The organism is Cupriavidus ulmosensis (assembly GCF_977008105.1).
Map to the genome: position 1 here is coordinate 824,377 of NZ_CDRMWP010000002.1, position 13,050 is coordinate 837,426.

Consider the following 13,050-nt stretch of genomic DNA (forward strand, 5'->3'; position numbering starts at 1 on the left):
GGCACTCACCGCCCGGCGCGCCCGGCGATCCTCGATCTCAGTTCGTCGAGCCGGGACAGGAACAGCCGCAGCGTTGGCGCGGTATTGCTCGGGCTATACCCGACGACGAGATCGATGGTCGGGATTTCACCGGTCAGCGGCCGGCTGACCACCGACCACGGCATCAGGTTCTCCACATAGGCCGGGATCAGCGTCACGCCCCGGGTCGATGCAATCAGCGACATCACCATGGCCGGATTGTCGACGCTCTGCGCGATCTCGACGTCTACGCCCGAACTGGCCAGATAGGCGTCGACGACCTGCCGCAGCACTCTCGCCTTGTCTCCCATCGCGATGAACGGCTCGTTCCGGAGATCCTCCGCGCGCAGCGCGTCGCGCGCGGTCAATGCATGGTCGCTCGGCATCAGCACGACCAGCGGTTCCCTGGCAACGACCTGGTATTCGAGGTCGTATCCGGGCTCGGCGCGCATGAAGGCGACGTCCAGCTTGCCGTGGGCCACCGCGGCGGCCAGCTCCGTGGAGTAGTCGCTCGACACGCTCACCTCGATATTCGGCAGCTCCGCGCGCAGCAAATGCATGGCGTCCGTCAGCCATGTCATCTCCTGGCCGGTCAGAAAGCCGAGTGCGAAGCGCGGCTTGGCGGGTTGTGCCGCGCGGCGGGCCGCTTCCACCGCGGCGTCGACCTGCGCCATGGCCAGCCGCGCATGGTCGATGAAGGCCCGGCCTGCGTCCGTCAGCGTCACGCCGTGCGCGCTGCGGCGCAGTAGTTCCACGCCGACCTGTTCCTCCAGATCGCGGATCTGCCGGCTTAGCGAGGGCTGTGACGTATGAAGCCGATTGGCCGCGGCCTCGGTCAGGCTGCCCGCTTCCGCCACCGCGATGAAATATCGAAGATGTCTCAGTTCCATCCGTGTGCCATCCGCCTCATGCCTGACAGGCATGCCTACAGGCTTACAAAGTCTTTTTCGCGGGTGCTGAAAGCCCCTAGATTGGCTCCTGTAGCGACCGTGTTCCGCTATCCGCGCAACGCCAACCCATGCGTGGCAGCGATACTTTACAGGAGTTTCCCATGAGCAATCCCGTCGTTCTCATCACTGGCGCACTGACCGGCATCGGCCGCGCCACCGCCGTCGCATTCGCCCGCACCGGCGCGAAGCTCGTCGTCTCGGGCCGCCGGCCCGCCGAAGGCGCCGCGCTCGAAGCCGAGCTGCGCGAGCTCGGCGCCGATGCCTTCTTCGTGCAGGCCGATGTGCGCCACGACCAGGACGTCCGCCATCTCGTCGATCAGGCCGTGACGCGCTTCGGCCGGCTGGATGTCGCCGTCAACAATGCCGGCACCGAGGGCAGGCCAGGTCCGGTGACCGAGCAGACCGCCGACAGCTATGCGGCCACGTTCGACACCAACGTGCTGGGCACATTGCTCAGCCTCAAGCACGAGCTTCGCGTCATGACGGCGCAGCGTTCCGGTGTCGTGATCAACATCTCGTCCACCTACGGCCACGAAGGCGCGGCCTATGCCTCGGTCTACGCGGGCAGCAAGCATGCGGTGGAAGGCATCACGAAGTCGGCGGCGCTCGAAGTCGCCGGCACCGGGGTGCGCGTCAACGCGGTAGCGCCGGGACCCACCGAAACCGGCATGCTCGACCGTTTCACGGGGACGCCGGAGAACAAGGCCGCGCTGGCCGGCGGCGTACCGCTGGCCCGCCTCGGCAAGCCCGAGGACATCGCGGCGGCCGTGATCTATCTCGCGTCCGCGGGCGCGGCGTTTGTCACGGGCCAGATTCTCACCGTCGACGGCGGCAAGACCGCCGGCTGATGCACGCCACCTCATTCTGGAAAGAACCATCATGTCCAACACCAACACACTGTTCAGCTCGCTGGAGCTGGGCGAGATCCGGCTGGATCATCGCGTCGTCATGGCGCCGCTGACCCGGCTGCGCGCCGACCGGGACGGCGACGTGCCCAATGCCCTGATGCGCGACTACTACGCGCAGCGCGCGTCGGCGGGCGGCCTGATCATCGGCGAAGCCACCACGGTCTCGGCCACGGGCCGGGGCTACCTCGGGGCGCCCGGACTGTACACCGATGCCCAGATGGCAGCCTGGAAACCGATCGTGGCCGCCGTGCATGCGCGCGGCGCGCGTATCGTCGCGCAACTGTGGCATGTCGGTCGGACCTCGCACGCGAGCCTGACCGGCGGCGCGGCGCCGGTCACGGCCTCGGTCGTGCCCTACGAGGGCGTCGCCTTCACGGCGCACGGGTGGACGCCGGTCTCGCCGGCGCGGGCGCTTGCAACCACGGAGATTCCCGCTGTCGTCGACGACTATGCCAGCGCCGCCAGACGTGCCCTGCAGGCCGGGTTCGATGGCGTGGAGATCCACGCCGCCAATGGCTATCTGCTCGACCAGTTCCTGCAGGATGGCAGCAACCGGCGTACCGATCGCTACGGTGGCTCGATCGAAAACCGCGCGCGCCTGCTGATCGAGGTGGTGGATGCCGTCCGCACGATCTGGGGCGCGGGACGTGTCGGCGTGCGGCTGTCGCCGAGCAGCGGGTTCAACGGCATGTCCAACGGCGATTCCGAGTCGGATTTCCGCTATGTGGCGCAGGCGCTGTCGGGCCGGCAACTGGCCTACCTGCACGTCGTGGAGCCGCGCGTGGTGGGCTCGGAAGAGATCGCCGCCGGCCTGCATGCCGTTGCGGCGCGTGACCTGCGCGCGCACTTCGGCGGACCGGTGATCGCCGCGGGCGGGTTCGACGGCACGGAGGCGCAGGCCGAAATCGCGCGCGGCCATGTCGACGCGGTGGCCTTCGGGCGGCACTTCATCGCCAATCCGGACCTGCCGTCGCGCCTGCGCACGGGATTGCCGCTGAATCCCTACGATCGCGCCACGTTCTACGGCGGCGACGCGCGGGGCTACACCGATTACCCGGTCTGGAAAGCGGCATGAAATCGGCATAAGAGCAGCACGAAAGCGGCATGAAATCGGCACAAACGAGGGAACCATCGATCATGAACACATTGACTGGTAAGACCGCGCTCGTGACGGGCGCATCGCGGGGCATCGGCCGCGCCAGCGCGCTCGCGCTGGCCAGGGCTGGCGCGCAGGTGCTGGTTCACTACGGAAAGGCGGCGCGCGACGCGGATGCGGTCGTGGCCGAGATCCGTGCACTCGGCGGCAAGGCCGAGAAGATCGCCGCCGACCTGCGCGCTCCCGATGGTCCCCACGCGCTGGCAAAGCAGGCGCGCGCCATCATCGGCGGCCGGCTCGACGTCCTCGTGGCCAATGCCGGCATCTCGCGCGCGGCGACCATCGAGGACACCACGGTGGAAGACTTCGACGACCTGTTCGCCGTGAACGTAAGGGCGCCGTTCTTCCTCGTCCAGCAATTGCTGCCGGTCATGTGCAAGGGCAGCAGCGTGGTGCTGCTGTCGTCGCTCGCGGCGCATGCCGCCGTGGGCACACTGCCGGCGTACTCGGCAACCAAGGGCGCCATCGACACGCTCGTCAGGCACTTCGCCTCGGCCCTTGGCGAGCGCGGCATCCGCGTCAACGCCGTGGCGCCCGGCGTGGTGCCGACCGAGATGTCCAGCTTCGCCAGGAGCGAGGAAGGCAGGGCCTTCACGCTTGGCATGCAGGCACTCAAGCGCATGGCCGAACCCGACGACATCGGCGCGGCGGTCGAGTTTCTCGCATCCGACCGGGCGCGATGGATCACCGGCGAGACGCTGCGCGTCGACGGCGGCTCGAAGCTCTGAAACTCTGAAATTCCGAAACGCCAAGTGGAGAAAACAATGAAGCTTTATCATGCCAACGGCTCGCCAAACTCGCGCCGCGTCAGGATGCTGATTGCGGAAAAGGGGCTGGAAGTGGAACGCGTGCCGGTCGATCTCGGCACGCGGGAGCAGCTCTCGGACGCCTATCGCGCGATCAATCCGCGCGGCGTCGTGCCGACCCTGGTGCTCGACGACGGCACGGTCATCGGCGAAGCATCAACGATCATGCGCTATCTCGACGATGCCCACGCGCGGCCATCGCTGTATGGCAAGACCGCGGCAGACAAGGCCGTGGTCGCGATGTGGGAACGGCGCATGGAGATCGAGGGGTTCGCCGCAGTGATGGAAGGCGTTCGCAATGCCGTCGCGGGACTCAAGGGGCGCGCCATTTCGGGGCCGCACGGGTACGACCAGATCCCGGCGCTGGTCGAGCGGAGCAAGCAGCGGGTCGCGAATTTCTACGACGATCTGGAGGCGCAGCTGGGTCGTGCCGCGTTCATTGCGGGGGACGGCTTTTCCGCGGCGGACATCACCGGACTCGCTGCCGTTGACTTCGCGACGAAGGCGTTCGCGATGCCGATTCCCGAGACGCACGTCGCGGTGAAGCGGTGGCATGAGGTTGTTTCCGCACGACCTAGCGCCGCAGCGTAGGGGGGGGGCCGCGGTAGCGTGTGGATCTGTGCCGCCGGGAGGCATTGGCTGGCGGCATGGGATATGCGGGATGCCGCGGCCGTTGCCGACCCTGAGCGGTCTCTCGACAGACTCAAAAGCAGTCAGCCATCTGTGCACGATTCGAGCAGCGATCGCGCGCGGATTTCCTTCATAGGAACAGTCATCACTCACGCGACTGTGCGCGAACCCCGTGATGCCGGTCCCTATGTCGGATCATCCGCTTGCTGTCAGGCTATTTCGCTGGCAGCTTCGCCAGCCAGCGCGACTTCCGTCTCGTTGGTCGCGGTACTTTTCGCTATCGCATTGTCGACTTCGGAAACCATGTCGCCCAGACCGATGGCGACCGTGATATTCGGTGTCCAGTTCTTGCGGTCGGTGCTGACCTCGGCAAACGTGGTCACCGTTGCGGTGTAGCCCTGCGCTCTGAGGTCGTCGGCTAGCCGTTGCGCGCGCGGTTCTAGCGCTGCTTGCGGATTGTCTTCATTGATGTCGAGTACCAGTCTGGTCTCGAATTCTTCCTTGCCCTTCTGGATTGCCGTTTGCATTGCCTTGAGTTGCTTGTTCGCCAGCGCGACGAGCTTGCTGTACCTGGATTCTTCCTGGCTGGCGCGCAGGGCCTTGGCGGCGTTGATGATTTCGGTGCGGTCCACGAACATGATTGCCTTTCGAGGTGGGGAGAGAAAGCACGGGCGCCGCACAGGATTGACTTCAGGAGCCAGCTTTTCCTGTATGCGACGACAACTGTATAAATATACAGTACCAGCCAGCTGACCGGCAAGGAGCAAAGGCGAAAAGTCCCTGACAGCAGAAGATCTGGCGAATCGCGCTATGGTTGACGCGTCTTGACCAAAAGCGGCGTCGCTCGGAAGTGATTAAGTCCCGCACATGGTGGAGGCGCACGACATCTCTTCGATACCTCTTCTGGCTCTGGCTGGGTAGCCTGTAGCTGCCCGATGCAGGCTGTTGCGCAAGGTCCGCCGTAGGGAAGCAACCGCCTGCTCAAGCCCAAACGTCACGAAGACCAAGTTAAGCGGCGCCGACAGGTACCTTGCGACCCATGGCGGCCTGCCAGATTTCTCCAAAGCGGCCATTCACAAGGCCTGGTTCGGGGCCGCGCAAGCCATGCTGCGTGAAGCAGGGTAGAGGGGTTGCGCACCGGCGCGGGCCAGGTATGCGCCCGACCTGGGCGCCGCTCCAACTGCAGCGCACGCGAGGCTGGCGTGGTGCTCACGCGCGGGCAGGCCCACCGGCTTGGGCATGCGGGAGAGCGACTAGATCCGTGCGTCGTACAACCACTTCCGAATCTTCGTGGCCTTGATCTTCTTGGCGTCCGGGTGACCGGGGTTGATGAGTACGTTCGTCTCTTCCGGGACGATTACCGACGGGACCACCAACAATGCACTCTTCCCCGAGGCAAGCCATTCGTCCCCGGCATCGAGGCTCACCTTGCCGGCAGGTTCCGCGTCCCAGCCTACGGTCAGTTTGAGCGTCAGACGCACGTCCCACACTTCATCCGGGATCTCGATCTGCACCAGATAGCGATTGAGCGGGAGACCGTCGTTGACCAGATGGACAACGGTCTCGAGGCATGCCAACGCGATATTGGTCGACGTGTATGCCACGGCGTTGCCCTTGCGATTCCACCGCCCCCCCGAGACCTTGGCTCCGGTGCCGCTCAGATCATCGGCCTCGTAAGTCGGCGTATCCGTCGCGATGCGCCATAGCGAAACCGTCATGCGTATGCACCAGTTTGCATCTTCAGGAGCAGGTTAGAGACGATCTCAAGGCCTTGCACCGTATCCATCAGATCAGCGGGGCGGCGCTTGCCAAGCGCGGGGTTGGGTTTCTGAATCCATTCCCCGACCCATTGCGCAGCATCGAAGCCCTCCGCATCACCAGACTCATCGACCATGGTCTGGACCTGGCCGATCAACTTCATCAAGCCAATGATGCGTTCGGATTGATCCTGCGAAAGGTTCTCCTTGTTGCGAGCCTTTCGGTCGACGGTAGCCCGCGCGAATCCGAGATGCTTGTACAACTGGTCGGCTGTCAGATGGAGCGTCGTCGCCAACTTGCCAGGGGCTTCTGCCGTAACACCGGACTTGATCAGATCCACCTGTTGAATCGGATCGGCCTTGTAGACAGTAACGAAGACCTGCCGAGTGTTCAACTTTGACAAATGCTTGTGAAACATCGCGATGAATTGATCCCGATGCTTCTGTTCTGCCGCTGAGTCGGCCACGTTGACCCACTCGTCCGTGGGGGCGACCCTTGAGGCGCCCTTGGTACGTGCCGGGGCCTTTGTGCGCAATGTTGCTTCAGCCATAGCCACCTCCTGTTCATTTGAGGATAAATTTTAGCTCAAATGAGGAGTTGGTGCGTACTTGCCTGAAAGAACCTGCGCTTTGCGCCTTTGGCACCGCTTTCCTTGGTGGGAAGGCGGCACTAGCGCTCAGCAGGCCGCTCGTACTCGGAAGCGTTGTCCCTGCAGGTAAGCCAAGCAAAGCCGCACACTGCTTTCACCGGGTCGGCAAGGTTGGACTCGACCTCAAGGTCCGGCATCCAGATGCCGATCCGTCTTCCTTGGCATGGTCAATCCTTCATGCCCGGCCCGGGCGGCCCGTCCTTCCATCCAGCGGCGATAGCGGCGGGCGCGGCGCCCGGCGTCCGCTTGCGAGACGATCAGCGCCCAGACCGGCGAAACACCGGGAGCCGTGCGCCGTTGGCGGCTGAGGCGGGTCAGTTGGTATTTGACGGCCGCCATGTGCGCGGTGGCGGCCAGCGGCTTGTTTTGCCAGGTGATCGGCTTGAGCGTGGGGACATCCGGCCGGCCGAGCCGCCAATTGCGGGGCAGGCCCGGTTCGATCGCGAGCGCGGTACCGATCCCCGCCATGGCGATGCCGCTGTCGATCACTTTCTGCGCTACCTCGCGTCGCCGAATGCCGCCGGTGACCATGAGGGGCATCTGCGCCACCGCGGCGATTTCGCGGGCGAATTCGAGGAAGTACGCTTCGCGCGCCAAGGTGTGCTCGTCCCGGCCAGGGCCCATCATCGCCGGTGCTTCGTAGCTGCCGCCGGAAAGCTCCACCAGATCGACGCCGAGCGGAGCGAGCATCTCGACCACGGCTCGCGCATCCTCGGGCGAGAAGCCGCCGCGCTGGAAATCGGCGGAGTTGAGCTTGACGGCGACGGCGAAACCGGGCGCGACGGCAGCGCGCGCGCCACGCACGATGTCGAGCAGCAGGCGCGCGCGGTTCTCCAGGGAGCCGCCCCAGCGGTCGTGCCTGCGGTTCGACAAAGGCGACAGGAACTGGCTCAGCAGATAACCATGCGCGGCATGGATTTCCACGCCGGTGAATCCCGCGCGCTCCGCAAGGCGCGCGGTGGCCACGAAGCGGCGCTCGACCTGTGCGATGTCGTGCTCCGTCATCTCGCGCGGCATGCGGAACCGGCTGGACTGCCTGCCGAGGTCCAGCGCGATGGCCGAAGGCGCCAGCGTCTCCTGGCCGAGCGCGGCCGGCATCTGCCGGCCGGGATGGTTGATCTGCATCCACACCCCGGCGCCGCGCGAGCGGGCGGCGTGGGACCAGGCCCGGAAGCGGTCGAGGTGGCAGTCATCCTCCAGCACCACGCCGCCGGGGCCGGTCATGGCGCGGGCGTCGACCATCACGTTACCGGTGATGATCAGTCCCGCTTCGCCCTCGGCCCAGGCTTGGTAGAGCCGCAGCAGTCCGGCCGAGGGCGCATGGTCGTCGTCGGCCATGTTCTCTTCCATCGCAGCCTTGGCGATGCGGTTCGGGATCATGGCGCCGCAGGGCAGCGTCAGTCGGGAAAAAAGGGACACGGAAATCTCCAATCACGAGGATTTGACACACCATAACCTTCAAGTTAAGTTGAAGGTCAAGTAAGTCTTGAGGAGATCCGACTTGAACATCGGGGAGTTGGCGAAGCGCACTGGGCTGACCAGTTCGCGCATTCGCTTCTACGAGCATGCTGGCTTATTGAAGACAGTGGACCGACGGCCGAATGGGTACCGGACTTATCCGCCCGAGGCGGTACTGGCCCTGGAACTGATCACGACCGCGCAGAAAGCCGGTTTCAGCCTGGATGAAATCCGTGCGCTACTGCCGGCTGATCTGCAACACTGGGAGCACGACGCTTTGATCGGGGCGCTGCGCCGAAAAGTGGGCGATATCGAAGCGCTCGAAGCGAGGCTTGCGCAGAGCAAAGCGCAACTGGTCGCCCTCATTCAAGACATCGAGGCAAAGCCCGGCGACATGGACTGTGCCGCCAATGCACGCCGGGTACTGTCGCGCGTGCTGGGTAAAGAAAAAGAGGGGGCGGCCATGGCAGCCAGCGAAGTCAAGCTGCCAGGCGAGGCCGGAGGGCGTCGATCGGGCCAGGCCCGCTAGCCGGTTGGGAACCTGTTCGCCACGCCTGTCCATGCTGCCGGCGCCTGGTGGTGCTGGCCGTGGGGCGGTCAACTGGCCAGTGCCGGAATCGCCTCGTCTCCTGCCGCATTGTGAGTCAGCTTGCTGGTACTGGCCGGCTCGCATGCTGGCCGCTTGAAGGGCAGTGCTTCCATCTACATTAGGGCGGTAATCATTGCCAGGTGAGATGGGGGCGGCTGACGCCCCTTGTGAGACGTCCGCCGCTGCGGATCGACCGTCCGTAGTCGCTCAATATTCGGCCATTCATCTCATTTAAGATCGCTGCACCGTGCATCACTACGGTTTTCTCTAACTTGCTTGATCTTGCCCGACGGAAGGCACCGCCTCCATCCCGTCTGAAATGCACTATCAGCGCAGTTATGAAGAGCAATTTCCCCAAACTGGCCGCCACTTCGCCAGCAAATACCGTCAACGGTGATGCGGTATCGCGCGGGGGATTTCAATGAAAAGTAATGCGCTAAATTTTACGGTGTTGTAAGCTTATCGCCGACCCTATCAGTATGACATGGCGACACCGAATATGCAGATAACAGAGCCGATTTCTGAGCTGCAAAGCACGGGCCTTTATCGCGTGCTCTGCAGTCTCGACGATAAGTATGCGGAGCGGATTTCTCGCTTTGTCACGGCGATCGCGCCGATTCTCGCCACCACGGAGCGATACTTTCCTCTCTATACCCGACATGATGCGCACCATGGATTCCGAGTCGTGCGACGCATCGAAGCGGTGATCGAGCGAACTTGTCTGGAGCCAAATGCGGAAAATGCGCTGGCTCCGGCAGAGATCTTTCTTTTGATTGCCGCCGCGTATGCCCACGATCTGGGTATGACGATCTTCCCAGGCGAAGAAGATGAGCTGCTACGTGCGCTCGATGTCGAACGATTATCGGGCTGGGAGACAAGCGTAACGCTTCAAGCCCATCTGCGCAGGGAACACTCTAAGCGCGGCGGTGCATTCATACTCCAAAACGCTGGCAAGCTCGGCGTCCCTCTGAACTTGGTTCATGCGCTGGATACGATGATGCAGGCGCATAACTTCGCCATTGCTGAGCTCGATGCCCTGTGTGGCCGGTTTGCGGCCCAAGAGCGGGAGATCGACGTCCGGCAGCTTGCGGCAATCGTATGCGTGGGCGATGCGCTCGAATTCAGCGACACGCGCGTCATGGACGGCGTTTTCGAGCGTATCAGTTCGGACCCAAGCGAGGCTGCACAGATCTCGTATCGAGAGAACATGAAGCACATCTGCGTTGGAGATAGCTTGGCTGTGGACGCGGATGGTCGCATCATCGTGTCGGGAACCTTTCAAGACGAAGCGGTACTCGCCTTGACACACCAGACCTTTGATGACATAGAGGGATGGGTAAAGGGATACTGCGACATCGACCGTCGATCCAAGCAGCCACGTCTTGCGATCCGGCCGGAGGATTTTCTCCGTAATCTCGTGCTTGCCGGTGGCAGATTTGAACGACTGGGCGTCCGTCTGAACAAGAGGAGCGTGATTGACCTCATCGCGTCTAATGCCGTCTGGAGATCGAATGCGGGCGTTGCTGTGCGGGAACTGATCCAGAACGCAGTCGAAGCTTGCCGCTACCGCGCCCATCACTCCGCAACCGCCGATCTCTATGAGCCGGAAGTGAGGGTTGAATTTGACCGAGCCAGGCGCACCGTGACGGTCACGGACAATGGCTGTGGTATGTCAGAGCGAACCGTCCTAAACAACCTCCTGACGGTCGGAAGCAGCCGGTCTAAAGAGGTAGGCTATAGGGAGGCCGACTATGCCCCCATCGCGCGTTTCGGCATCGGCTTCTGGTCGGTATTCACCATTGCCAAACAAGCCAGGGTCGAGACCGCGGCATTCGAGCCGCATCGGGGCTCTCCGCAGGCAGCTTCCAAAGCCGCTGGCGTTGCATTTGACGTTTCCCTAGAGGATCTTAAGGACTACACCGTCTTTAGACCCGTTACGCGATTCGTTGGCACACGCGTCGAGTTGACCCTGCGCGATGGTGCGGTATTCGACGACATTGTCGCGCGTAGCCGCGAGATGCTACTTTGCTCGTGCATTCCCGTGACGCTGGTCTTCGACGATCAGGAGATCCGCGTGCCGCAGTCGGTCCCGGATGTATCAGACGTCGAGCTCTTCGGTAGTCGCGCTCGCGCACTAGAGGAGTTTGGCGTACACATCTTCCGTTGGCGAGGGGAGATCGATGACACCGAACTTTCCTTCGGGCTTGCCTATCGTCTTGTGGATGGAAAGGCGACCTTTCTCTCGCAGCCATCGTCTTCGCTGCTGAATGTCCTCGGCGGAACTCGCCATTCCAGGACCGGCATCTGCGGGTTCTCTGTACCACTTCAACCCGAAGCGCTATGCATTGATTTGCTGCGCGTCGGCACATTCGTGGCCAACCATCGCAGCCCAGAGGGATTTGAGTTTGCACTTGATCGGCAGCAGCTCTTGCCGAACGCGGCTACGGCGCGCTTCGCTCGGAACATTGCTGCACTGTTCCACACAGGTTATCGCGAATTTCTTAATGCGACGAATTCGCGCGATTCCGCCACGATCGCAGCTCTTCGAGAGCAAGCTCAGATGCACGGCGGCAACGTGTTCGATTTCTGCACAGGAAACGAACTGGCCAATGCCGACAAGTATCATCCCGATCTACTTTGCTTTCGGCTTTATCCGGTAAGCCAGGATGTCAGCTTTTCTCATGTCACGCCTGTCTTCGCGAACCTGACGGATCTGAAAAAGATGAAGGGGACGGTGTGTACGCTACAGAAGACACCGGAAATTAGACGACCTGGCTCCTCGCAATTCGCCTACTTCGATGTCGAAGGACCCCGCGCCTTAGACATCATCTACCGAATTGTTCAACAGGGTGTCGCATGCGGCGATATCGGGTCACCAGCCTACATCATGGAGGCTGACAGGCTGGGTTCCATGCTGTTTGACGCAGACGAGCAAAGCTCCGTGGCCTTCTCGACCTATGGCGTCCACGAACCGCCCTTCGTTTTCTGCGTACAGACCATCAACCTGGAGCGTGCGACGCCGAAAGAGTCTCTCCCCGGCATACTTGCGCGTGTGCAAGGCCGATGGAGTGGCGCCGTCTATATCCGTACATTCAACGCGCCCCATGGCAAGCCCTATCTGTTTCTGGGCCGTGGTCGCGTGCTGGTGGATGGCTCGAGCCGGCTCTGTGAGCATCTTCGTGAACTGGCTGAAGCGGGCCGATGGATGCGTGTCGCGGAAACAATCGAGTCCCTTCGCGACGATGAGGCAGGCTATCCACCCGCGCCCATCAGTGAACTCTTAGAGCTGGTAGAGGATGTCGGGCCCCCGGGGCAGTAATAAACTGCGTCAGCAACCGACCACGGCAGCTCGTCGAAGGGGGCAGTAACGTCTGTGACGTTCGCGCCTGGAGGTGGCCTCCTCGGCTTCGCTCCTGGCGGCCCGACGCGCCTTCCGTGCAGCCGTCGTCCTGATGCAAGCTTGTCCGCCGGGTCAAGGGGCGGCAATGCCTTTCCGGCCTGGCCACTCACACAGCACTTGTGCCGGCTGGTCACAGTAGATGCGCTTGGACGCATTCTGTGTAGGACCGCGCAAACTCGATGAGCAGCAACTCGGCTTTGTATTCGCGCTCGCGCAGATCCAGACCATAAGTATGCAGGATGGGATTCAGATAGCTCCGTCCACGTCCGTTATCCTCGGTATCGAACCGGATACGCGAAGCATGGATAATCTTGTTGCAGGCTTCCCGTAGCGTTAGGGGGTCGGGTGGTTCTCCACCCGCCAGGTCTCGCCAGAAGCGGCCACAGGAACGCACGTCGTCAGCAAATCCAACCCCATCGTCCAGAACGCGCGCCGTGATTGCGACGGTCAGCAGGTTGCGCTTGATCTCATCCTCCTCGACCTCCTGCAGTGTGACCATCGGGTGATGGAGCGCACCCTCTGCGTCGTCTGCAAACGGCACCAAGTCTGCATATGACCGGCTAGCCAGAAAGATTGATAGTAGTCGATGCAGATCCACCAGCACGGCAGACGCATCGGGCAGATGTCTAGGGCGACCGAATCCTTCGGCGGGAGGAATGTATTCGGCCAATTGAAAGCTCCGTGTACAAAGCCGTCTCGTTAAGCCCTGTCAGTATCGTTGCTCTATC

General features: G+C 62.7%; 12 protein-coding genes. 6 read left to right on the plus strand and 6 right to left on the minus strand.

The features are described 5' to 3' along the window. Window positions 1-5: 5 nt before the first annotated feature. The gene (locus tag ACWTPI_RS23545) at window positions 6-908 is read right to left on the minus strand and encodes a LysR family transcriptional regulator (protein ID WP_020200636.1); all 903 of its coding nucleotides are present in this window, start codon (window positions 906-908) and stop codon (window positions 6-8) included. Between the two features lie 161 nt (window positions 909-1,069). On the opposite strand from ACWTPI_RS23545, the gene ACWTPI_RS23550 reads away from it, so the two are divergent. From ACWTPI_RS23550 to ACWTPI_RS23565, 4 genes are all read left to right on the plus strand, one after another. Further along, window positions 1,070-1,816, plus strand: a complete 747-nt coding sequence (locus ACWTPI_RS23550; protein ID WP_059413640.1) for an SDR family NAD(P)-dependent oxidoreductase — start codon at window positions 1,070-1,072, stop codon at window positions 1,814-1,816. Window positions 1,817-1,847: 31 nt separating this feature from the next. Beyond that, window positions 1,848-2,951 carry an alkene reductase gene (locus tag ACWTPI_RS23555; protein ID WP_454732887.1) on the plus strand — a complete coding sequence of 368 codons (1,104 nt, stop codon included), beginning with the start codon at window positions 1,848-1,850 and terminating at the stop codon, window positions 2,949-2,951. A gap of 62 nt (window positions 2,952-3,013) precedes the next feature. Further along, on the plus strand, window positions 3,014-3,760 hold the full coding sequence (locus ACWTPI_RS23560; protein WP_059413638.1) for an SDR family NAD(P)-dependent oxidoreductase: 747 nt from the start codon (window positions 3,014-3,016) through the stop codon (window positions 3,758-3,760). Between the two features lie 36 nt (window positions 3,761-3,796). After that, the gene (locus ACWTPI_RS23565; RefSeq protein WP_454732888.1) at window positions 3,797-4,429 is read left to right on the plus strand and encodes a glutathione S-transferase family protein; all 633 of its coding nucleotides are present in this window, start codon (window positions 3,797-3,799) and stop codon (window positions 4,427-4,429) included. A 248-nt stretch (window positions 4,430-4,677) separates the two neighbouring features. Here ACWTPI_RS23565 and ACWTPI_RS23570 read toward each other — a convergent pair whose 3' ends face one another. From ACWTPI_RS23570 to ACWTPI_RS23585, 4 genes are all read right to left on the minus strand, one after another. Beyond that, the gene (locus ACWTPI_RS23570) at window positions 4,678-5,106 is read right to left on the minus strand and encodes a hypothetical protein (protein ID WP_020200631.1); all 429 of its coding nucleotides are present in this window, start codon (window positions 5,104-5,106) and stop codon (window positions 4,678-4,680) included. A gap of 615 nt (window positions 5,107-5,721) precedes the next feature. Then, on the minus strand, window positions 5,722-6,186 hold the full coding sequence (locus tag ACWTPI_RS23575) for an RES family NAD+ phosphorylase (protein WP_454732889.1): 465 nt from the start codon (window positions 6,184-6,186) through the stop codon (window positions 5,722-5,724). Continuing rightward, a complete protein-coding gene (gene parS / locus ACWTPI_RS23580) occupies window positions 6,183-6,776 on the minus strand; it encodes a type II RES/Xre toxin-antitoxin system antitoxin (protein ID WP_454732890.1) in 594 nt (197 codons plus the stop codon). The genes ACWTPI_RS23575 and parS overlap by 4 nt, the downstream gene beginning before the upstream one ends. Window positions 6,777-6,998: 222 nt before the next feature. Then, the gene (locus tag ACWTPI_RS23585) at window positions 6,999-8,294 is read right to left on the minus strand and encodes an NADH:flavin oxidoreductase/NADH oxidase family protein (protein ID WP_454732891.1); all 1,296 of its coding nucleotides are present in this window, start codon (window positions 8,292-8,294) and stop codon (window positions 6,999-7,001) included. An 82-nt stretch (window positions 8,295-8,376) separates the two neighbouring features. Here ACWTPI_RS23585 and ACWTPI_RS23590 point away from each other — a divergent pair, with 82 nt between their 5' ends. Together ACWTPI_RS23590 and ACWTPI_RS23595 are read left to right on the plus strand one after the other, a co-directional pair. Continuing rightward, window positions 8,377-8,862, plus strand: coding sequence for a MerR family transcriptional regulator (locus tag ACWTPI_RS23590; RefSeq protein WP_454732892.1), 486 nt, complete (start codon window positions 8,377-8,379; stop codon window positions 8,860-8,862). 544 nt (window positions 8,863-9,406) lie between these two features. Further along, entirely contained in the window at window positions 9,407-12,241 is a 2,835-nt protein-coding gene (locus tag ACWTPI_RS23595) for an HD domain-containing protein (RefSeq protein WP_454732893.1), read from the plus strand. Window positions 12,242-12,452: 211 nt separating this feature from the next. Here ACWTPI_RS23595 and ACWTPI_RS23600 read toward each other — a convergent pair whose 3' ends face one another. Then, window positions 12,453-12,992, minus strand: a complete 540-nt coding sequence (locus tag ACWTPI_RS23600; RefSeq protein WP_454732894.1) for a hypothetical protein — start codon at window positions 12,990-12,992, stop codon at window positions 12,453-12,455. Window positions 12,993-13,050 lie beyond the last annotated feature (58 nt).